This window comes from Streptomyces thermolilacinus SPC6 (genome assembly GCF_000478605.2).
Classification (GTDB): Bacteria; Actinomycetota; Actinomycetes; order Streptomycetales; family Streptomycetaceae; genus Streptomyces; species Streptomyces thermolilacinus.
Window position 1 is genome coordinate 4839571 of the sequence record NZ_ASHX02000001.1, and the last position, 20269, is coordinate 4859839.

15 protein-coding genes and 1 pseudogene are annotated in these 20269 nt (G+C 75.3%); 7 read left to right on the forward strand and 9 right to left on the reverse strand.

The annotated features are described in order from the left end of the window. Nucleotides 1-295 precede the first annotated feature (295 nt). The 4 genes from J116_RS20940 to J116_RS20955 form a co-directional block, all read right to left on the reverse strand. Complete coding sequence (locus tag J116_RS20940; RefSeq protein ID WP_023589032.1) at nt 296-925, reverse strand: GntR family transcriptional regulator; 630 nt, start codon at nt 923-925, stop codon at nt 296-298. Nucleotides 926-1092: 167 nt separating this feature from the next. Continuing rightward, nucleotides 1093-2931, reverse strand: a complete 1839-nt coding sequence (gene sucB / locus J116_RS20945; protein WP_023589033.1) for a 2-oxoglutarate dehydrogenase, E2 component, dihydrolipoamide succinyltransferase — start codon at nt 2929-2931, stop codon at nt 1093-1095. A 59-nt stretch (nt 2932-2990) separates the two neighbouring features. Then, nucleotides 2991-4379, reverse strand: coding sequence for a dihydrolipoyl dehydrogenase (gene lpdA / locus J116_RS20950; RefSeq protein ID WP_023589034.1), 1389 nt, complete (start codon nt 4377-4379; stop codon nt 2991-2993). 398 nt (nt 4380-4777) lie between these two features. Next, nucleotides 4778-6298 carry a leucyl aminopeptidase gene (locus tag J116_RS20955; protein ID WP_023589035.1) on the reverse strand — a complete coding sequence of 507 codons (1521 nt, stop codon included), beginning with the start codon at nt 6296-6298 and terminating at the stop codon, nt 4778-4780. Between the two features lie 306 nt (nt 6299-6604). Here J116_RS20955 and J116_RS20960 point away from each other — a divergent pair, with 306 nt between their 5' ends. The 5 genes from J116_RS20960 to J116_RS20980 all read left to right on the forward strand — a co-directional run bounded on the left by J116_RS20960 (nt 6605) and on the right by J116_RS20980 (nt 13745). Further along, nucleotides 6605-8668, forward strand: coding sequence for a hypothetical protein (locus J116_RS20960; RefSeq protein WP_023589036.1), 2064 nt, complete (start codon nt 6605-6607; stop codon nt 8666-8668). A gap of 397 nt (nt 8669-9065) precedes the next feature. Further along, nucleotides 9066-10595 carry a GT4 family glycosyltransferase PelF gene (gene pelF, locus J116_RS20965; RefSeq protein ID WP_028964344.1) on the forward strand — a complete coding sequence of 510 codons (1530 nt, stop codon included), beginning with the start codon at nt 9066-9068 and terminating at the stop codon, nt 10593-10595. After that, on the forward strand, nt 10595-12232 hold the full coding sequence (locus J116_RS20970; RefSeq protein ID WP_028964345.1) for a hypothetical protein: 1638 nt from the start codon (nt 10595-10597) through the stop codon (nt 12230-12232). Before pelF ends, J116_RS20970 begins: the two co-directional genes overlap by 1 nt. Before the next feature lie 44 nt (nt 12233-12276). Further along, entirely contained in the window at nt 12277-12894 is a 618-nt protein-coding gene (locus J116_RS20975; RefSeq protein WP_023589039.1) for a spherulation-specific family 4 protein, read from the forward strand. Continuing rightward, complete coding sequence (locus J116_RS20980) at nt 12891-13745, forward strand: endo alpha-1,4 polygalactosaminidase (RefSeq protein WP_023589040.1); 855 nt, start codon at nt 12891-12893, stop codon at nt 13743-13745. Before J116_RS20975 ends, J116_RS20980 begins: the two co-directional genes overlap by 4 nt. 59 nt (nt 13746-13804) lie before the next feature. Here the strand turns inward: J116_RS20980 and J116_RS20985 are convergent, their stop codons facing one another. Then, nucleotides 13805-14617 (reverse strand): adenosylcobinamide-GDP ribazoletransferase, encoded by an 813-nt coding sequence (locus J116_RS20985; protein WP_023589041.1) that lies wholly within the window; start codon nt 14615-14617, stop codon nt 13805-13807. Between the two features lie 70 nt (nt 14618-14687). On the opposite strand from J116_RS20985, the pseudogene J116_RS20990 reads away from it, so the two are divergent. Beyond that, nucleotides 14688-15431, forward strand: a pseudogene (locus J116_RS20990) (hypothetical protein); the annotation flags it as partial. A 23-nt stretch (nt 15432-15454) separates the two neighbouring features. Here the strand turns inward: J116_RS20990 and J116_RS30455 are convergent. The 3 genes from J116_RS30455 to J116_RS21000 all read right to left on the reverse strand — a co-directional run bounded on the left by J116_RS30455 (nt 15455) and on the right by J116_RS21000 (nt 18724). Then, nucleotides 15455-16279, reverse strand: coding sequence for a hypothetical protein (locus J116_RS30455; RefSeq protein WP_235617371.1), 825 nt, complete (start codon nt 16277-16279; stop codon nt 15455-15457). Nucleotides 16280-16402: 123 nt separating this feature from the next. Then, complete coding sequence (gene cobT, locus J116_RS20995) at nt 16403-17494, reverse strand: nicotinate-nucleotide--dimethylbenzimidazole phosphoribosyltransferase (RefSeq protein WP_023589043.1); 1092 nt, start codon at nt 17492-17494, stop codon at nt 16403-16405. A 30-nt stretch (nt 17495-17524) separates the two neighbouring features. Continuing rightward, complete coding sequence (locus J116_RS21000; protein ID WP_023589044.1) at nt 17525-18724, reverse strand: bifunctional adenosylcobinamide kinase/adenosylcobinamide-phosphate guanylyltransferase; 1200 nt, start codon at nt 18722-18724, stop codon at nt 17525-17527. A 91-nt stretch (nt 18725-18815) separates the two neighbouring features. Here J116_RS21000 and J116_RS21005 point away from each other — a divergent pair, with 91 nt between their 5' ends. Beyond that, a complete protein-coding gene (locus J116_RS21005) occupies nt 18816-19022 on the forward strand; it encodes a hypothetical protein (RefSeq protein WP_023589045.1) in 207 nt (68 codons plus the stop codon). Nucleotides 19023-19151: 129 nt separating this feature from the next. Here J116_RS21005 and J116_RS21010 read toward each other — a convergent pair whose 3' ends face one another. Further along, nucleotides 19152-20258, reverse strand: coding sequence for a S1C family serine protease (locus J116_RS21010; RefSeq protein ID WP_023589046.1), 1107 nt, complete (start codon nt 20256-20258; stop codon nt 19152-19154). Between the last annotated feature and the right edge of the window lie 11 nt (nt 20259-20269).

The following is a 20269-nucleotide window of genomic DNA, read 5'->3' on the forward strand; positions in this document are numbered from 1 at the left end:
GCAACCCCGGTTGTGGGCAATGGTCCCGCACGGCGGGACGGGTGGCGCCCCGCCCGGGAGGGTGCCCCCCTGTACGCGAGGCGCTGGACGGCGCACCCCGCAGGTCCGCTGTGCCCACCCGTTCCGCTTGCGGAACGCCTGCCCATAGCGAGCGGAGGCGGCCCGCAGAGCGGCATGTGCCGGTGGGCGGGCGTGCGGCGGAGGCCAGCCCGCAAGCAGCGTGGCGCGCCCGCAGGGCGGCGTGGGCGCGCCGGGGGTGGGCGCCCGGCCGTGGTTGGGGCGGAGGCCGTACGGGCTAGGCGCGGGGGGCGCAGCCCAGGACGTGGGCCTTGACCAGCGCGCCGATCTCCGGGTCCCGGCGGCGGAACGCCTCCACCAGGTCCTGGTGCTCCTGCGCGTACTCCTTCTGCACCGTCCCGAGCCAGCGGATCGACAGGGCCGTGAACACCTCGATGCCCAGGCCCTCCCAGGTGTGCAGCAGCACCGCGTTGTGCGCCGCCCGCACCAGCTCCCGGTGGAATCCCACCGTGTGCCGCACCTGCGCCGTGCCGTCGCCGTGAGCGTCCGCCTCGTACAGCGCCGCCACGTGCGGCTCCAGCGCCGAGCAGTCGTCCGCCAGGCGCTCGGCCGCCAGCTCGGCGGCGATCTGCTCCAGGCCCGCCCGGACCGGGTACGACTCCTCCAGGTCCGCCGCGGTCAGGTTCCGCACCCGTACGCCCTTGTTCGGCGCCGACTCGATCAGCCGCAGGCTCTCCAGCTCCCGCAGCGCCTCCCGTACGGGCGTCTGGCTGACCTGGAGCTCCGTGGCGATACGGCGCTCCACGATCCGCTCGCCCGGCTTCCAGCGGCCGCTGACGATCCCCTCCACGATGTGCTCGCGGATCTGTTCCCGCAGCGAGTGCACGACGGGGGGCGGGGTGGTCATGGAGGGGGCTCCTTCGCTGCCGCGGCGGTCGACGCCATCCCGGCCATTATTCCGCCCGGGTACTCCCCGGTACGCCGCCCGGGGGGCCAGGAACGGCGACGGCGCCCCCGCACCGGGCAACTGCCGGGCGGGGGCGCCGTGTTGGACGTACGGCCTGCCGATGGGGCTTACAGGCCGAGATCGACCTCGAACTCGCCGGCCTCCAGGATCGCCTTGACGGCGGTCAGGTAGCGGGCGGCGTCCGCGCCGTCGACCAGGCGGTGGTCGTACGACAGCGTCAGGTACGTCATGTCGCGCACGGCGATCGTCTCGCCGAGCTCCGGGTGGTCGATGACGACCGGGCGCTTCACCGTGGCGCCGATGCCCAGGATGGCGACCTGGTTCGGCGGGACGATGATCGTGTCGAACAGCGCGCCGCGCGAGCCGGTGTTGCTGATGGTGAACGTCGCGCCCGCCAGCTCGTCCGGGGTGATCTTGCTGGCCCGGACCTTGGCCGCCAGGTCGGCGGTGGCCTTGGCGATACCGGCGATGTTCAGGTCGCCCGCGCCCTTGATGACCGGCGTCATCAGACCCTTCTCGGAGTCCACGGCGATGCCGATGTTCTCCGAGTCGAAGTACGTGATGGTGCCCTCGTCCTCGTTGATCCGGGCGTTGATGACCGGGTGGGCCTTCAGCGCCTGGGCCGCCGCCTTCACGAAGAACGGCATCGGGGACAGCTTGACGCCCTCGCGCGCGGCGAAGGTGTCCTTCGCGCGGGCGCGCAGCCGCATCAGCTTGGTGATGTCCACCTCGACGACGGAGGAGAGCTGCGCCTGGCTGTGCAGCGCCTTCATCATGTTGTCGCCGATGACCTTGCGCATGCGGGTCATCTTGACCGTCTGGCCGCGCAGCGGGGACGCCTCCAGGGCCGGGGCCTTGGCGGCGGGAGCCGCGGCGGCCGGGGCGGCCGGAGCCGGGGTCTTGGCGGCCTCGGCGGCGGCGAGGACGTCCTGCTTGCGGATGCGGCCACCGACGCCCGTGCCCTTGACGGACGCCAGGTCGACACCGTTCTCGGCGGCGAGCTTGCGCACCAGCGGGGTCACGTACGCGCCCTCGTCCGTCGCCTGGGCGGCGGCGGGCGCGGCGGGCTGCGCCGGAGCGGCCTGGGCGGGCGCCGGGGCGGCCGGAGCCGGAGCGGCGGGCTGCGCCTGGGCGGGAGCCGGGGCCGGGGCCGGGGCCTCGGTGGGGGCCGGAGCGGCGGGCTGGGCCGGGGCGGGAGCCGGGGCGGCGGGCGCCGCCTGGGCCGGGGCGGGAGCCGGGGCCGGGGCCTCGGCGGGGGCCGGGGCGGCCGGGGCGGGCGCGTCGGCCGGAGCGGCACCGGCGGCACCGATGACACCCAGCTTGGCGCCGACCTCGGCGGTCTCGTCCTCACCCACGGTGATCTCCAGCAGCGTGCCGGAGGCGGGGGCGGGGATCTCGGTGTCCACCTTGTCCGTGGAGACCTCGAGCAGCGGCTCGTCGGCCTCGACGGACTCGCCGACCTGCTTCAGCCAGCGCGTGACGGTGCCCTCGGTCACCGACTCGCCCAGCGCGGGCAGGACGACGTCGGTGCCCTCGGCCGAGCCGCCACCGGCCGCGGCCTCGGCGGTCGGGGCGGGGGCGGGGGCGGCGGCCTCCGTCGACGGGGCGGCCTGCGGGGCCTCCTGCGCCGGGGCGGGCGCCTCGGCCGGGGCCTGCGGGGCGGGAGCCTCGGCGGCGGCCGGGGCCGGGGCCTCGGCGGGGGCGCCCGTACCGTCGTCGATGACGGCCAGCTCGGCGCCGACCTCGACGGTCTCGTCCTCGGCGACCTTGATGGAGGACAGCACGCCCGAGGCGGGGGCGGGGATCTCAGTGTCGACCTTGTCGGTGGACACCTCGAGCAGCGGCTCGTCGGCCTCGACGCGCTCACCCTCGGCCTTGAGCCAGCGGGTGACGGTGCCCTCGGTGACGCTCTCGCCGAGCGCCGGCAGGGTTACGGAAACCGGCATGGTTTCACTTGCTCCTAACGAACTTGTGCGGTAAGTGGTCGCGCCCGGTGACTGGTGCGTCAGTCGTGGGAGTGGAGGGGCTTGCCCGCGAGGGCCAGGTGGGCCTCGCCGAGCGCCTCGTTCTGCGTCGGGTGGGCGTGGATGAGCTGGGCCACCTCGGCCGGCAGGGCCTCCCAGTTGTAGATCAGCTGAGCCTCGCCGACCTGCTCGCCCATGCGGTCACCGACCATGTGGACGCCGACCACCGCGCCGTCCTTGACCTGGACGAGCTTGATCTCGCCCGCGGTCTTGAGGATCTTGCTCTTGCCGTTGCCCGCGAGGTTGTACTTCAGCGCGACGACCTTGTCCGCGCCGTAGATCTCCTTGGCCTTCGCCTCGGTGATGCCGACGGAGGCGACCTCGGGGTGGCAGTACGTCACGCGCGGCACGCCGTCGTAGTCGATCGGGACGGGCTTCAGACCGGCCAGCCGCTCCGCGACGAGGATGCCCTCGGCGAAGCCGACGTGCGCCAGCTGCAGGGTGGGGACGAGGTCGCCCACGGCCGAGATCGTCGGCACGTTGGTACGCATGTACTCGTCCACCAGGACGTAGCCGCGGTCCATGGCGACGCCCTGCTCCTCGTAGCCCAGGCCCTGGGAGACCGGGCCGCGGCCGATCGCGACCAGCAGCACCTCGGCCTCGAAGGTCTTGCCGTCCGCGAGGGTGACCTTGACGCCGTTCTCGGTGTACTCGGCGCTCTGGAAGAACGTGCCCAGGTTGAACTTGATGCCGCGCTTGCGGAACGCGCGCTCCAGCAGCTTCGAGCTGTTCTCGTCCTCGACCGGGACCAGGTGCTTAAGGCCCTCGATGATCGTGACGTCCGTGCCGAAGGACTTCCACGCGGAGGCGAACTCGACGCCGATGACGCCGCCGCCGAGGATGATCGCCGACTCCGGGACGCGGTCCAGGGTCAGCGCGTGGTCCGAGGACAGGACGCGGTTGCCGTCGATCTCCAGGCCGGGCAGCGACTTCGGCACGGAACCCGTCGCGAGCAGCACGTGGCGGCCCTCGACGCGCTGGCCGTTCACGTCCACGGAGGTCGGGGAGGACAGGCGGCCCTCGCCCTCGATGTACGTCACCTTGCGGGAGGCGACGAGACCCTGGAGGCCCTTGTAGAGGCCCGCGATCACGTCGTCCTTGTACTTGTGGACGCCCTTGATGTCGATGCCCTCGAAGGAGGTCAGGACACCGAACTGGTCCGCCTCGCGGGCCTGGTCCGCGATCTCCCCGGCGTGGAGCAGGGCCTTCGTGGGGATGCAGCCGTTGTGCAGGCAGGTGCCGCCGAGCTTGTTCTTCTCGATGAGTGCGACGTCCAGGCCAAGCTGCGCTCCTCGCAGGGCCGCGGCGTAACCGCCACTGCCACCGCCGAGGATCACTAGGTCGAAAACGGTGCTGGCGTCGTTCGCCACGTCACGTCCTCCATGCATGTGCGCCGGTCGCCGGTCCTCGATGACTGGCGGCGGCTGGTGTTCGGCCGCTGTCTCTTCGGCCCTGTGGTGGGGGCCCTGTCCTGCCGGGAACCCATCTTCGCACTTGTCGCGCCGGTCCGGGACGCGGGGCCGGTACCTGAGACGAGGCGTACGCACGGATACGGCCCCGGACGGGTGATGTCCGGGGCCGTATCCATGGGCCGCTCGTGGAACCGCGGGGCCGCGCGGGTACGCCGCCCGTGGAGCCGGAGGGCTCGGCACGGACGACCTCTCGACGCCCGCATAAAGCGCCCCGGAGGCGGAGTGAGCCAGGAAACACGGTCCCTTCGCTGCCGGCCCTCCCCGGGCCGGCAGCCCTCCCCGGGACCAGCCGGGCGTCAGCCCAGGTCGCCTTCCGCGGCGCGCTCCGCCAGCCGTACGAGGGTGCGGACCGCCGAGCCGGTGCCGCCCTTCGGGGTGTAGCCGTACGGGCCGGACTCGTTGAACGCCGGGCCCGCGATGTCCAGGTGCGCCCAGGTGATGCCCTCGCCGACGAACTCCTTCAGGAACAGGCCGGCCACCAGACCGCCGCCCATCCGCTCGCCCATGTTGGCGATGTCGGCGGTGGGGGAGTCCATGCCCTTGCGCAGCTCCACCGGGAGCGGCATCGGCCAGGACTGCTCGCCGACCTCCTCGGCGGTCTCGTGGATCGCGGTGCGGAACGCGTCGTCGTTCGCCATGATGCCGAACATGCGGTGGCCCAGCGCCAGCACCATCGCGCCGGTCAGGGTCGCCACGTCCACGATCGCGTCCGGGTTCTCCTCCGAGGCGCGGGTGATCGCGTCGGCCAGCACCAGCCGGCCCTCGGCGTCGGTGTTGAGCACCTCGACGGTCTTGCCGCTGTACATGCGCAGCACGTCACCCGGGCGGGTGGCCGAGCCGGACGGCATGTTCTCGGCGAGCGCCAGCCAGCCGGTGACGTTGACCGGCAGGCCGAGCCGGGCCACGGCCACGACCGCGGCGAACACGGCGGCGGCGCCGCTCATGTCGCACTTCATGGTCTCGTTGTGACCGGCGGGCTTCAGGGAGATGCCGCCCGAGTCGTAGGTGATGCCCTTGCCGATCAGGGCGAGGGTCTTGGTCGCGTCCGGGTGGGTGTAGGCCAGCCTGACCAGGCGCGGCGGGTTGTCGGAGCCCGCGCCGACGCCGAGGATGCCGCCGTAGCCGCCCTTGGTGAGCGCCTTCTCGTCCAGGACCTGGACCTTGATGCCGTTCTCCTTGCCGGCCGCGGTGGCGACGGCGGCGAACGCCTCGGGGGTCAGGTCGTTGGGCGGGGTGTTGATGAGGTCGCGGGCGCGGTTGACCTCCTCCGTCACCGCGAGCGCGCGCTCGGCGGCGGCCTTGGCGGCCTTGTCGCGCGGCTTCGCGCCGAGCACGATGACCTCGCCGAGGGGGCCCTTCGCGTCCTTGCCGCGCTCCTGGTAGGCGGTGAAGGCGTACGCGCCGAGCAGCGCGCCCTCCGCGACCGCCGCCACGTCCGCGGCCGCCGTCACGGGGAGGGCGAACCCGGCCTTCTTGACGCCGGTCAGGGCGCGGGCGGCCGAGCCGGCGGCCCGGCGTAGCGCCTCGGCGTCGTACGTCTCGTCCTTCTCGGGCGCCTTGCCGAGTCCGACGGCGAGGACGAGCGGGGCCTTCAGGCCGCCGGAGGACGGCACCTTGGTCACCTCGCCCTCGGCGCCGGACGCGCCGAGGGTCTCCAGGACGTCGGCGAGCTTCCCGTCGAACGCCGAGTCCACGGCCTCGGCGCCCGGCGCGAGGACGAGCCCCTTGCCGCCGTCCGACGCCTTGGCGACACCGACCACGAGGGCGTCGGCGCGCAGCGTCGCGGCACCGGCGGTGCTGAGAGTGAGAGCAGTCACGGTGGTGAAATCTCGCTTCCGTTGAGTCGTTCGGCGGCCGAAACGCGGGCCCGCCGTGCCCGCCGCATGGTAATTCCGCCCCTCGGCGTGGCGGGCACGAGCCTACGCGCGCGTAGTGGCCTCGCTCACGGGGGCGGTCGTTCACCCTCAGGAGGCGTCTCTTTCATGTTCTGCGGATCAACTCATGAGAGCTGCGTCACACTGCCTGCAATCGAGCGAGACGGCCGCGTACCCGTTTGCATCATCGCCACAGAACCTCCCGATGCGGGCACGTCGCTCGGGAGTACCCGCCAGGGGGGAAAGTCCATGCACCACCACGGAGTCAGGGCACGAAGAGCCGCCGGGGCGCTCCTCGCCGCCGCGCTGCTCACCGCCCTCGTACCCGCCGCCGGAGCGGGCGCCGCGACCGCCGACACGGCCGTCGCGCCCCGCGTCGACCTGACCGTCCTCGTCGTGGACGACGGGGGCGGCGCCGTCGCGGCCCTCGCGTCCGAGCTCCGCGCCTCCGGGGTGCCGTACCGAAGGGTCGCGCTCACCGACCCGGGCCGGCCCGTCATCGACGCCGCGTTCCTCGCCGAGCCGCGTGACGCGGCGACCGGCCGCCCCCGCGCCCGGTACCAGGGCGTGATCCTGCCGGACGAGGCGCCGGGCGGCCTCGGGGACGGCGAGCGGGCCGCGCTCGCCGCGTACCAGCGGGCCTACGGCATCCCGCAGGTCGACGCCTACACCTGGGCCCACCCGGGCGTCGGTCTCGACCACACGGACCAGGGCGGCTTCACCGGGGTCCTCGACGGCACCCCCGCCGCCGTCACCGCGGCGGGGAAGGCGGGCCCGTTCCGGTACCTCGACGGGCCGGTCGTCTTCGAGGACAACGACCCTTCCGTGGACGAGAGCTACGGCTACGCGGGCCGCCCCCGCGAGGGCTACACCAGCCTCCTGGACATGCCCGTCCCGGGCGGCGGCCGCGCCAGCCTCATCGGCGAGTACGCCCACGACGGCCGCCGGGAACTGGTCGTCACCTTCGCGTACAACCAGCACCAGCGGCAGTTCCGCGCGCTGGCCCGCGGCATCGTGGAGTGGCTCACCCAGGGCGTCCACCTCGGGCTCAGCCGCCACCACTTCGCCGTCCACGTGGACGACGTCTTCGCCCCCGACTCCCGCTGGGACACGGAACGGAACTGCACCCCCGGCGACTTCGACTGCCCCGGCGGCGACGGCGAGGGCCGCCCCCCGATCCGGATGACCGCCGACGACGCCCGCCACGCCGCCGCCTGGCAGCGGACCGCCGGGATCACCCTCGACATGGTCCACAACGCGGGCGCGGGCGAGGAGTGGAAGGCCGCCCACGGGGGCAGCGACCCGCTCACCGACCAGCTGCTCGCCGACCGGGCCCGGTTCCGCTGGATCAACCACACGTACACGCACCCGTTCCTCGGCTGCGTCCAGGACACCTCCACCGTCCCGTGGAAGTGCGCCACGGACTCCTCCGGCGCCACCCTGTGGACGAGCCGCGCCACGATCTCCGCGCAGATCCGCGACAACCACGCCTGGGCCGTCGCCAAGGGCCTGTCCGTCGACCGCGCCGAACTCGTCACCGGCGAGCACTCGGGCCTCGCCACCCTGCCCCAGCAGCCCCGCGACAACCCGAACCTCGCGCCCGCCCTCGCCGACAACGGCGTCCGCTGGACCGGCAGCGACAACTCGCGCGAGCCCGCCCAGCGCCCCGTCGGCACGGCCCTCACGGTGCCGCGCCACCCGATGAACGTGTACTACAACGTCGGCACGGCCGCCGAGATGACCGACGAGTACAACTGGATCCACACGAGCCGCGCCGACGGCGGCAGCGGCGCCTGCGAGACGAACCCGGCCTCCACCTGCCTGCCCGCGCCGCTGGACCCCGCCACCGGGTTCCGGTCGTACATCGCCCCGCTGGAGGCCCGCATCGCGCTCGGCCACATCCTCGCGGGCGACCCGCGCCCGCACTACGTCCACCAGTCCAACCTGGCGGAGGAGCGGCTCCTCTACCCCGTCCTGGACGAGGTCCTCGCCGCGTACCGGGGCCTCTTCGCCGACAACACCCCGCTGCTCAACCCCCGCCACCGCGACATCGGGGCGGAGCTGAAGCGCCGCGCCGACTGGGAGCGCGCCCTCGCCTCCGGCAAGGTCACCGCGTACCGCGTCGGCACGGCGGTCACCGTCCAGGCGCCCGCCGGGACGGCCGTGCCCGTCACCGCGCCCGAGGGCACGCGGAAGCGGACGCTGCTCGGCATGACGGCCTTCGGGACCCCGTACGCGGGCGCCCGCTCCGCCTGGGAGACTCCGGGGACGTTCCAGACCACCATCGGCCTGACGCTGCCGGCGGCCACCTGACCACCGCACGGGCCCGTGTCCCGTGCCGCGCCGGACCACGGCACGGGCTCGCGCGGTGGACGGATCCGGGTCACGGCACGGGTTCGGAAGGCGCGTCCGGTACGGCTCACCGGCCCGGCTCACCGCGCGGGTCCGGTCCGGGCATCGCACCGGCCGGACCACCGCACGGGCCGGCCCGCGAGACTGGTCCGGCACGCCGGTCCGGTCACCGCACGGGCCCGGCTCACCGCACCGGACCGGCCACCGCACCGACCAGGCCACCGCGCCCGGCCGCACCGCACCGGACCGGCACCGCCGCGACCCGGCCACCGTGCCGGACCGGGTCGCGGCGGGCCGGGCCGGTGCCGAACCGCCGGTCCGCGACACCGGTACGACCGACCACCCCGGGGGAAACACCATGTTCAGCAGCGGCCGCCATGTCACCCTGCTCACCGAAGGCACCTACCCGCACGTCCACGGCGGCGTGAGCACCTGGTGCGACCAGCTCGTCCGGGGAATGCCCGAGGTCGACTTCCAGGTCCTCGCCCTCACCGGCAACGGCCGCGAACCGGTCGTCTGGCAGCTGCCGCCCAACGTCTACCGGCACACGTCGTTCCCCCTGTGGGGCCCCGCTCCCGGCCGCTCCCGGCCCCTCGTCGGCCGGGAGCGCCGCCGGTTCATCGACACGTACGAACGGTTCCTCCTCGCGATCCTCGACCCGGCCGCACCCCGCTCCCACTTCGCGGAGGGCCTCTTCGGCCTCGCCGGACTCGCCCGGGAGGGGCGGCTGCCGGCGGCCCTGCGCTCCGAGGCGGCCCTCAGGTCCCTCATGTGGATCTGGACCATGCCGCACCTCGCCACGGCCGCGGCCCGACCCACCGTCCACGACGCGCTGACCGCCACCGACCTCGTCGAACACGCCCTGCGCCCGCTCGCCGCCCGCATACCGGACGACTGCGTCGCCCACGCCGTGTCCAGCGGTCTGGCCACCCTGCCCGCCCTCGTCGCCCAGCACCTCGAAGGCGTACCGTTTCTCCTCACGGAGCACGGCATCTACCTGCGCGAGCGCTACCTCGGCTACCGCACCGAGCCCCAGCGGTGGCCCGTCAAGGCGCTGCTGCTCGGCTTCTACCGGGAGCTGAACTCCCTCGGCTACCGCAAGGCCGACCTGATCACCCCGTGCAACCAGTACAACCGGCGCTGGGAGGAGCGCGGCGGCGCCCCCGCCGACCGCATCAGGACCGTCTACAACGGCGTCGATCCGCACGCCTTCCCCCTCGCGGGACCCGAGCCCGACACGCCGACCCTCAGCTGGTGCGGCCGCGTCGACCCCATCAAGGACCTGGAGACCCTGATCCGGGCCTACGCCCTCGCCCGCGCCGAGGTCCCCGAGCTGCGCCTGCGCCTCTTCGGCCCCGTCCCGGCGGGCAACGACGACTACCGCGTACGGCTGGAGAAGCTCGCCGCCGAACTCGGCGCCGCCGACGGCGTCTCCTTCGAGGGCCGTGTCGAGGACGTCGCCGGGGCCTACGCGGCGGGCACGCTCGTGCTGCTCTCCTCCATCAGCGAGGGCTTCCCGTTCTCCCTCATCGAGGCCATGTCCTGCGGCCGCGCCACCGTCTCCACCGACGTGGGCGGCGTCCGCGAGGCCGTCGGCGACACGGGCCTCGTCGTCCCGCCCCGAGAACCGGCCGCCATGGCGCGGGCCGTCCTCGCCCTGCTGCGCGACGACGAGCGCCGCGCCGAACTGGGACGCCGGGCACGGCAGCGCGTGGTGGACCAGTTCACCCTGCGCCGCTCCGTCGACCAGTTCCGGCGCGTCTACCGGGAGCTGGCCGGGTTCCCCGACCCCGAGCCCGTACCCGCCGACCCCGGCGACTGGACCCTCCAGCTGCGCCTCACCGACCCCTGGCAGCACCGCGAGCTGGCCACCGAGGGGACGGTGTGATGAGCGGCTCCCTCTGGCTCACCCCGCCCGGTACACCCGTCGGAACACCAGCCGGTACACCCGTGGGCACCGGCGCTTCCGGCGGCGCCTTTGCCGGGGCGCCGTCCGACACCCTGCCGTACGTGCCCCGCCGCCCGGCCCGCCAGCGTCCCGGGTGGGCCGCCGCCGACCCCGTGGACGAGCTGACGGCCCGACTGGAGGACCTCATCGGCCGGGCCGTCCACCCCGACGAGATCGCCGCCGTCCTGGAGTCCGACGGCATGACGGACGACCACATACGGCTCACCTACGGCCGCGAGGACTCCTTCGCCCTCGCGGAGGAGCTCTACGCGCGCGTGGAGCGCCGCCACACAGGACCGCCCGCCCCGCCCGCCGACCCGTGGCACACCGGGCTCGGCGCGTGCCTGCTGCGCGGTCTCGTCTTCGCCCTGCCGGGTCTCGCCTACGTGCTGGGGGCGCCGCTGCTGGCAGGGCCGCCCGCCGCGTCCGGGCTGCCCGCAGGGACGGTTCCGCTGCTCGCCGGGGCCGTCACCGGCTGGGTGTGGAACCAGGCGCTGTCGCACCGCGCGTACGCGTGGCTGGGTCTGGGCGACCGGGCCGCCGCCGCCCGCACGCTGCTCACCGGCGGCCCGCTCGGCGCGCTGCTGGGCGCGCTCGTCGCCGTGGCGGCGGCCCGGCCGGACCAGTGGGGCGCCGTGGCGTTCGCCGCCGGGCAGTCCCTCTACCTGGCGGCCGCGACCGCGCTGCTCGTACTGGGGCGGGAGAGGTACCTGTTCGGGGCGCTGCTGCCGCTGGGCGCCGGGGCGGTGGCCGCGCTGTGGACGGCCCCGACGGGCGCGGTGCGGGTGGCGCTGCTCCTGCTGTCGCTCGTCGCCGCGACGGGCCTCGCCGCCCGCGCGCTGGCCGTGGAGGGCGCGCTGCGGGCGGGCGCGCGGGCCGGGCGCACCGGGGCGGGCGTACGGCCCGGGAAGCCGTCCGGGCGGCCGGACGCGGGGGAGCCCGGGGCCGAGGAGCGCGGGGCCTGGGAGCGCGAGGGGCGGCTCGCCGCGCCCCGGCTCGCCGCCTCCCTTCCGTACGGGCTGTTCGGGCTCGGTACCGGGCTGCTGGTGCTGTACACGGCCGTCGGGGACGTGCTGGCGTACGGTCCTGCCGCCGCCGTGGCCGCGCCGTCGGCGGTGGCGCTGACGCTCTCCATGGGCCCGGCCGAATGGCTGCTGTATCGATTCCGCGCCGAGAGCCTCGCCGGGCTGCGGGCCGCCACAGGACCGGGCGCCTTCCGCCGCGCGGCGAGCGGCGCCCTCGTCCTGTGCCTGGCCGGGTATCTGACGGTGCTTCTGGTGCTCGCCGCTGCCGGTACGGCACTGATCCCGGGCGCCCCGGAGCTGGGCGGCGTACGGCTGGTGACGCTGCTCATGATCGGCGCCGTACTGTGGACGGCGCTGCTGCTCCAGTCGTTCGGCGCGGTGCCCGTCGCCGCCGTCGTGTGCGCGCTCGCGGCGGGGGCGCAGACGGTGACCCTCGCGACCGGCGCGGGCGACCCGCGCGCCGTGGGCGCCGTGGTGGCGGGCGCCGCGGCGCTCGTACTGACCGCGCTGTGCGCCGTCCTGCTCGGCCGCGCGACCGCCCACCGGTACTGAGCCCGCCCCCCCGACCGGTACTGCGACCACCCCGAGGACCCCGCATGCACCTGCTCGTGCCGTACTACGAGCACCCCGCCGAACGGCCCGCCGAGTGGGACGCGCTGATCGCGGCCGCGCCCCGGCTGTACGGCGTGGTGCTCAACCCGGCCAGCGGCGCCGGTGACGCGCCCGACCCGGCGTTCGCCGCCGTCGCCGCCCGGCTGCGCGCCGCCCGCGTCCCGGTCCTCGGGTACGCCGACACGGACTACGGCCGCCGCCCGCACGCCGACGTCGTACGGGACCTGCTGCGCCACCGCGACTGGTACGGCGCGGACGGCGCGTTCCTCGACCAAGTGGCCACCGACCCCGCCCTGCTGGCGCACTACCGGCGGCTCGCCGTGGCGGCCCGCGCGGCCGACGCCGCCACGCTCGTCCTCAACCACGGGGCGCCGCCCCACCCCGCGTACCTCCCGCTGGGCGACCTGCCGGTGACGTTCGAGGGGCCCTGGGAGGCGTACGCCGGGCGCGACCCGGAGCCGCCCGGCGCGGACCCGTACTGCCACCTCGTGTACGCGGCCCCGGCGCACGCACCGGTCACCGCGCCCGTCCGGTGCGTCGTCCCCGGGGCGGGGGCACATCCCTGGGGAACCCTCCCGCACGGCTTGGAGCACCGCCCATGAAACGCCCCTCCCCGCCGGTCGCCGTCGCGGCCGCCCTGGCCCTGCTGCTCGCGGGCTGCACCACAGGCCCCGACGACCGTGACCCGCCGCCGCGCGGCACCCCCGCCCCCGGCGGCTCGGCGGCGGTGAGCCCGAGCCCCGGCGCCTCGGCGGCCCCGTGGCGGCCCGCGCGGGGCACGGCGTGGCAGTGGCAGCTCACCGGCCGCCTCGACCCGACGGTGGACGTCCCGGTCTACGACATCGACGGCTTCGACCAGCCCGCGTCGGCCGTCGCCGACCTGCACCGGCGCGGCCGCAAGGTGATCTGCTACCTCTCCACCGGCGCCTGGGAGGACTTCCGCCCCGACGCGTCCCGCTTCCCCGCCTCCGTGCTGGGCAAGGGCAACGGCTGGGAGGGCGAGCGCTGGCTCGACATCCGCCGCACCGACGTGCTGGAGCCGCTGATGGCGGCCCGCATCGACATGTGCCGCGAGAAGGGCTTCGACGCCGTCGAGCCGGACAACATGGACGGCTACGCCAACGACACCGGCTTCCCCCTCACCGCCGCCGACCAGCTCCGCTACAACCGGCTCATCGCCCGCCTCTCCCACGAGCGCGGCCTCTCCGTGGCGCTGAAGAACGACCTGGACCAGATCCCGGAGCTGGTCGGGGACTTCGACTTCGCCGTCAACGAGCAGTGCGCCCAGTACGACGAGTGCGACGCGCTGAAACCGTTCCTCGACGCCGGGAAGGCCGTCCTCCACGTCGAGTACGAGCTGCCCGCGCGGCGGTTCTGCCCGCAGGCGCGGAGCATGGGCCTGAGCTCGATGCGGAAGAAGTACGACCTGGACGCCTGGCGCAAGCCCTGCTGACCTGCTGGCCCGCTGACCTGCTGGCCCGCTGACCTGCTGACCGGCTGGCCTCCAGGGCCTCAGCCCAGCGTCAGCACCACCAGCGCGGCGGTCGCCGCCGTCTCCGCGACCGCCCCGAACACATCGCCCGTCACCCCGCCGAACCGGCGCACACACCGGCGCAGCAGCAGCTCCGCAGCGCCCAGCGCGACCAGCGCGCCCCCCACATGCCCCAAGGCGCCGTACGCCGCCGACGGCGCGCCCACCAGCGCCCCGGCGCCCGCGCACGCGGCCACGACCAGCGCGCCCACCAGCAGCGCGCCCCGCACCGGCACGGTGCCCGCCACCACCGCGCCCAGCCCCTCGGGGCGGGCCGCCGGTACCCCGGCACGGGACGCGACGGTGAGCGCCAGGCGGGCGACGGCGCCCGCCAGGACGGCCGCGACCGCGCCGCGCGCCCACCCCTCCCCGTACAGCTCGTACAGCGCCGCCACCTGGGCCAGCAGCGCGAACAGCAGGGTGACCACGCCGAACGGCCCGATGTCCGACCGCTTCATGATCCGCAGCGCGTCCTCGGCGGGCTTGCCGCTGCCCAGCCCGTCGGCGGTGTCGGCGAGCCCGTCCAGGTGGAGGCCGCGCGTCAGCACGGCGGGTACGGCCGCCGAGGCGACGGCGGCGAGCAGCGGTCCCGCGCCGAGCAGCAGGAGCAGCACGCCCGCGACCGCCGCGAACCCGCCCACGACCAGCCCGGCCACGGGCGCACACAGCATCCCGGTGCGGGCCGCGTCCCGGTCCCAGAGCGTCACGCGCGCGGGCAGGACGGTGAGCGTGCCGAAGGCGAAGCGCAGGCCGTGGAGGCGGGGGAGCGGGTCGGTGGTCGTCACCGCGGGCACACTAGTCCCTGCCCCGCGCCCCCGGTCCGGATAGATTTCCGCATAACGCCTTATTCCGGACGGGGGTGGCATGGGTCACTGGTTCACCCGCAACATCGTGGAGCCCGGCAAGCTGCCGTTGCTGCTGGCGCTCGCGTCGTTCGTGCTGACGTTCCTGGTGACGCGGACCGTCACCCGGCTCATCCGGGCCGGACGGGGCCCGTTCCGCAACATCAGCACCGGCGGCGTCCACGTCCACCACGTCGTGCCCGGTGTCGTCCTCACCCTGATCGGCGGCTTCGGCGCGATCGGCGCGCGGGGGCACACGGCCGCCGCCGTCTGCGCGCTGGTGTTCGGCATCGGGGCGGGGCTGGTCCTGGACGAGTTCGCGCTGATCCTGCACCTCGCGGACGTGTACTGGACCGAGCAGGGCCGCCGCAGCGTGGAGGCGGTCGTCCTCACCACCGCGCTGGTCGCCTTGGTCCTCGGCGGCTCGTCGCCGCTCGGGGTGGACGCGCTGACCCCGGACGAGCGGCGGGACCGGGTGAACCTGCTGGTCACCGTCGGTCTGAACCTGCTGTTCGTCGTGGTCACGCTACTGAAGGGCAAGTTCCGCATGGCGGTCGTCGGGGTGCTGGTGCCGCTCGTCGCGGTGGTCGGCGCGCTGCGGCTGGCCCGCCCCGACTCGCCGTGGGCACGCCGCGCGTACCGGCGCAGGCCGCGCACCCGGTCCAGGGCGACGCGCCGGGCCCGCCGCCACGACCGGCGCTGGGCGAGGCTCGGCCGCCGCTTCCAGGAGCTGATCGCCGGCGCCCCCGACCCGGCACCGCCTCAGTCCCCCGACGGTCCCGTACCGCCTCAGCCCCCCGACGCCCCCGGCACCGACGACGACCCACCCGGCTCCGGCACCGACGACACGCCCGGCTCCGGCCCCGACGACCCACCCGGCCCCGGTGCGCCACCCGGCACCGACGACCCACCCGCCAAGCCCCCGCCCCCGGGCCGTCCCTGAGACGGGAACGCCCGGCGGCGGCGCCACCGCGCCACCCCGTACGCGGCCACGGCCGCCGCCAGGGCCGCCAGGTGCTCCTTGCCCGCCAGGTTCGGCTTGACCACCACCTCCACCACCATGGCGACGATCACCAGCCACCCCGTCAGCCACGCCCGGTACCGCCAGCACGCGAACACCGCCAGCCCCACCACCGCGGCCGACGGGCCCGTGTCCACGACCCGCGCGTCCGACGCGGGCAGCCCCAGCAGCGGCGTGTCCGGGCCCAGCGCGATGCCGAGCCGCGCGTACATCGTCCCGGCCAGCGTCGCCACGTACGCGACGACCAGCGTCCGCGCCCGGCCCAGGCAGGTCTCCGCGACGCCGAACACGACCAGGATCTGCGCCAGCGCGCCCCACACGGGCAGGTCGAGCGCCGGTACGAACAGCGACAGCGGCGTCCGCAGCAGCGCCACCCACAGCGGGTCGTCGGCCCGCACCGAACCGACGGCCTGTACGGGCCCGTACCCCCACGGCTGGTTCTGCACCAGCTGGAACAGGGCTGTCAGGCACACGGCAGCCAGCGTCAGCGGCACGGCCCGCCACCGCCGCGCGGACAGCGCCGCGCCCACCGTGCCGAACAGCGGCCCCCATTCACGGCGCGCGAACGCCCGTACTGCTGGTCCGGCGGTCAACCGAAATCCCCCTGAAAAGCGCGAAAGGCATGAGACGCGAGCGATCCGGGCCGCCGCGTGCCATGCCTCCGCACTCCGGTGCGCCAGCCCCGCACACGGGGGCGGCCGCACCGGCAGCGCGCGTCAGTCCGAGCCGCCCTCCCCGGACGCGTCCTCCGCCCGCGGCTGGTCGGGCCGCAGCGGCAGCTCCGCCGCGAGCGCCGCCGCGGCCTGGACGAGGGGGAGGGCGAGCAGCGCCCCGGTTCCTTCGCCCACAGTGACGCCGTGGTCGAGCAGCGGGTTGAGCGCCATCCGGTCGAACGCCTTCGCCTGCGCGGGCTCCCCGCTGACCTGCCCGGCCAGCCACCAGTCGGGCGCCCGGAACGCGGCCCGCTGCGCCACCAGCGCGCACGCCGCCGACACGACGCCGTCCAGGACGACCGGCATCCGCCGCACCGCCGCCTGGAGCAGGAACCCGGTCATCGCCGCGAAGTCCGCGCCGCCGACCGTCGCCAGCAGTTCCAGCTGGTCGCCCAGCACCGGCCGCGCCCGGCGCAGCGCGTCACGGACCGCCGCGCACTTGCGCATCCATGCCAGGTCGTCGATGCCCGCGCCGCCGCGCCCGGTCACCACCGACGCGTCCGTCCCGCACAGCGCGGCGATCAGCGTGGCCGCCACGGTCGTGCCGCCGACGCTCAGGTCGCCCAGCACGACCAGGTCGGTGCCCGAGTCGGCCTCCTCGTCCGCGACGGCCATGCCGAGCCGTACGGCCCGCTCGGCCTCCGCGGCGGTGAGGGCGTCCTCGATGTCGATGCGTCCGCTGCCGCGCCGCACCCGGTGCCGTACGACGTCCTCGGGCAGCAGCTCGGGATCGCAGTCCAGGCCCGCGTCCACGACCCGTACGGGCACCCCGGCGCGCCGCGCCAGCACGGCGACCGGGCTCGCCCCGTCGAGCACCGCCCGTACGAGGGTGTGCGCCGTACCGGCCGGGCGGCCCGACACGTCGAGCGCGGCCACCCCGTGGTCCCCGGCGAACAGCACGGCCTTCGGCCGCTCCACCGGCCGCACGGGCACGGCGCCCTGAGCGGCGGCCAGCCACTCCCCGAGCTCGTCCAGGCGGCCGAGCGCGCCGGGCGGCACGGTCAGCCGTTCCCGGCGTTCCTCGGCGTCCCGGCGGACGCCGCTGTCCGGACGCTCGATCAGTTCGGAGAAGTCGTCGAGATTCAGCCTGCTCATTCGCGGAACAGTACCGGGCCGACAAGACGATCAGCCGCGCAGCACGAGAACCTGCCCCGACACCGCGAGCAACACCTGCTCGCACTCGTCCGCGAAGGCCGCGTTGAGCCGCCCGAGCTCGTCCCGGAAGCGCCGTCCGGCCGCCGTCGCGGGCACGACGCCGGAGCCCGTCTCGTTGGTGACGGCGACGACCACGCGGGGCGTGGCGCGGACGGCGGCGACCAGCTCGGCGACCCGCTCGCGCAGGGCCTTCTCGCCCGTACGGGCCCACGTGTCGTCGTCCCAGGCGCCGACCCGGTCCATCGCGTCGGTCAGCCACAGCGACAGGCAGTCCACCAGCAGCGGGGGCCCGTCGGCGGTCAGCAGTTCGGCCACCTCGCAGGTCTCCTCGGTGCGCCAGGAGGACGGCCGCCGCTCCCGGTGCGCGCCGACGCGGGCCGCCCACTCGGCGTCGCCGTCCCGCGCGCCGCCGGTCGCCACGTACACGACGTCCGGGTACGCCTCCAGACGCCGCTCCGCCTCAAGGGACTTGCCGGACCGGGCACCGCCGGTGACCAGCGTGCGGCGGGGCGGTACGGGGGTCTCCCGGTACGCGCCGACCGTCAGCGTCGTCCCGTCCGGTACGGCCCTGGCGCCGGCCGCGGCCAGCCGCCGGTCCAGCTCCGGGCCGGGCGGCACGTCGTGGTCCACGTGCACGGCCAGCACGTCGGTGTCGGGGCCCACCGCGCCGGACGCCCGCAGCCGGGCCAGCGCGTCGGGCCGGGCGGTCACGTCGAGGGCGACCAGGTCGTACGGGCGCTGCGGCGCGGCCGCCCCTGCGGGTGCGCCGCCGGGCGGGAGGTACAGCAGCCGGGCGCCCTCCAGGGACGTCACCTCGTAGCCGGTGCCGGGCGCGTCCATCGGCACGGCCCGCACGCGGTGCCCGCTGATGAGGGTGAGCTCGCGCCCGTCCGGGACGCGCCCGGCGGACGGCAGCCCGGCGGGCAGCTCGACGGGCGGCCCGTCGTGCGGGTGCGTGAGCAGCACCTGCCGTACGCCGGTGAGGGTGTGCCCCGCGCGGGCGGCGGCGAGGGCGGCGCCGGGCGTGAGGTCGAGGAGGAGCGCGTCGTCCACGAGCAGGGAGGCCGCGGCGCGCGCGTGGGGGCCGCGTGCGGTGGCGCACGCGGCGCAGGGGCAGCCGGGGCGGGGGAGTCCGGCCGGGGCTCCGGTGCCGAGCAGAGTCAGTTCCACGTACCCGATCCTCCCGCGAGCCCCGCACGACTGCGCGCCCGGCTACGCTGCGGGCAGGAACCAGCACTGGTGCGGACCCTTGGAGGGGCACATGGCGTGGACGTGGCGGTTCGAGAAGGCCGACGGCACGGAGGTGGAGCCGGCGGTGCGGCCGGAGGAGTTCACCACGCAGGGCGACGCGGAGTCCTGGATCGGCGAGACCTGGCGTGACCTCCTGGAGGGCGGCGCGGACCAGGTGTCCCTGTACGAGGACGACACCAAGATCTACGGCCCCATGCCCCTGAACGCCGAGGCCTGACCGCGCGGAGGCTCATCCTCGCCCGCGGGCCGGTCCCCGGTGCCGACTGCTGTGGCAGCCGCTCCCGCCGGGCCGGCCCGCAGGGGCGAGGGCGCCGGGGGCGAAGGGGACAGGGGTGGAACGGGCCGGTCACATCTCGCCGAGCGTCACCTGGGCCGTGCGGGGCTTGCCGCCGCGCAGGAAGCGGACCGGCACCTTCTCGCCCGGCTTCAGGGTCGCCAGCGCCTCCAGCAGCGACGTGATCGTCGTGATCTCGGCGTCACCCACCCGGGTGATGATGTCCCCCACCCGCATCCCGGCCCCCTGCGCCGCCCCGCCCTCCATGACCCGCTCCACCGCGACCCCCGTGGGCCGGTACTCGTCGTCCAGTACGGTCCGCCCCGAGATCCCCAGCGCGGCCCGCCCGGAATCCCGTACGCTCCCGTACTTCACGATCTGGTCCGCGACCGTCCGCACCATCGACACGGGGATGGCGAACCCGATCCCGGGCGCGGTCCCGCCGCCCACCTCCGGGTCCGCTGCCGCGAGCGTCGGGATGCCGATGACCTCGCTGTTCAGGTTCACCAGCGCGCCCCCGCTGTTGCCCGGGTTGATCGGCGCCGACGTCTGCACCATGTTGCCGATCGTCGCGCCCGTACCCCCGCCGCTCCGGCTCTCGCTGACCGTGCGTCCGATCGCCGACACGATGCCCTGCGTCACGCTGCCGGACAGGCCCAGCGGCGACCCCATCGCCAGGACGATCTGCCCGACCTCCACCTTCGCCGAGTCGCCGAACCGCGCCGGCCGCACCCCCTCGGGCGGCGGGCCGTCGAGTTTGATGACGGCGAGGTCCTGCTCCGGGTAGCTGGAGATCAGCCGCGCCGCGAGGGGCTGCTCCCGGGTGGCGACCGTGACGCGGAAGCTGCGGGCGGAGCCGACGACATGCGCGTTCGTGACGATGTGGCCCTGCGCGTCGTAGACGACCCCGGAGCCCAGGCTCTCGCCCGCCTCGATGGTGACGACCGACGGCAGCACCTCCTTGATGACGGCCTGGTAGTCGCTCTGGAGGTCACCCGGCTGCTGCCGCGGCGCGGGCGCCGGTGCCTGCGCCCGGGCCGTGCCCGAGGCGCGGGGCCCCGCCGCCGCGGGCCCGGCGGGCGGCAGGGCCGTGGTGCAGCCGGCCAGCAGGGCGACCGCGCCCACCGCGGCGACGAGGGGCAGCGACAGCGCACGCACACGCGACAGGAGGGCATCCATGTCCGGAGTAT

Excerpts from the sequence above, each read along its gene's own strand:
- J116_RS20940 (WP_023589032.1), bottom strand. The coding sequence starts at position 925 with ATGACCACCCCGCCCCCCGTCGTGCACTCGCTGCGGGAACAGATCCGC.
- sucB (WP_023589033.1), bottom strand. The coding sequence starts at position 2,931 with ATGCCGGTTTCCGTAACCCTGCCGGCGCTCGGCGAGAGCGTCACCGAG.
- J116_RS20960 (WP_023589036.1), top strand. The coding sequence starts at position 6,605 with ATGCACCACCACGGAGTCAGGGCACGAAGAGCCGCCGGGGCGCTCCTC.
- pelF (WP_028964344.1), top strand. The coding sequence starts at position 9,066 with ATGTTCAGCAGCGGCCGCCATGTCACCCTGCTCACCGAAGGCACCTAC.
- J116_RS20970 (WP_028964345.1), top strand. The coding sequence starts at position 10,595 with ATGAGCGGCTCCCTCTGGCTCACCCCGCCCGGTACACCCGTCGGAACA.
- J116_RS20975 (WP_023589039.1), top strand. The coding sequence starts at position 12,277 with ATGCACCTGCTCGTGCCGTACTACGAGCACCCCGCCGAACGGCCCGCC.
- J116_RS20980 (WP_023589040.1), top strand. The coding sequence starts at position 12,891 with ATGAAACGCCCCTCCCCGCCGGTCGCCGTCGCGGCCGCCCTGGCCCTG.
- cobT (WP_023589043.1), bottom strand. The coding sequence starts at position 17,494 with ATGAGCAGGCTGAATCTCGACGACTTCTCCGAACTGATCGAGCGTCCG.
- J116_RS21005 (WP_023589045.1), top strand. The coding sequence starts at position 18,816 with ATGGCGTGGACGTGGCGGTTCGAGAAGGCCGACGGCACGGAGGTGGAG.
- J116_RS21010 (WP_023589046.1), bottom strand. The coding sequence starts at position 20,258 with ATGGATGCCCTCCTGTCGCGTGTGCGTGCGCTGTCGCTGCCCCTCGTC.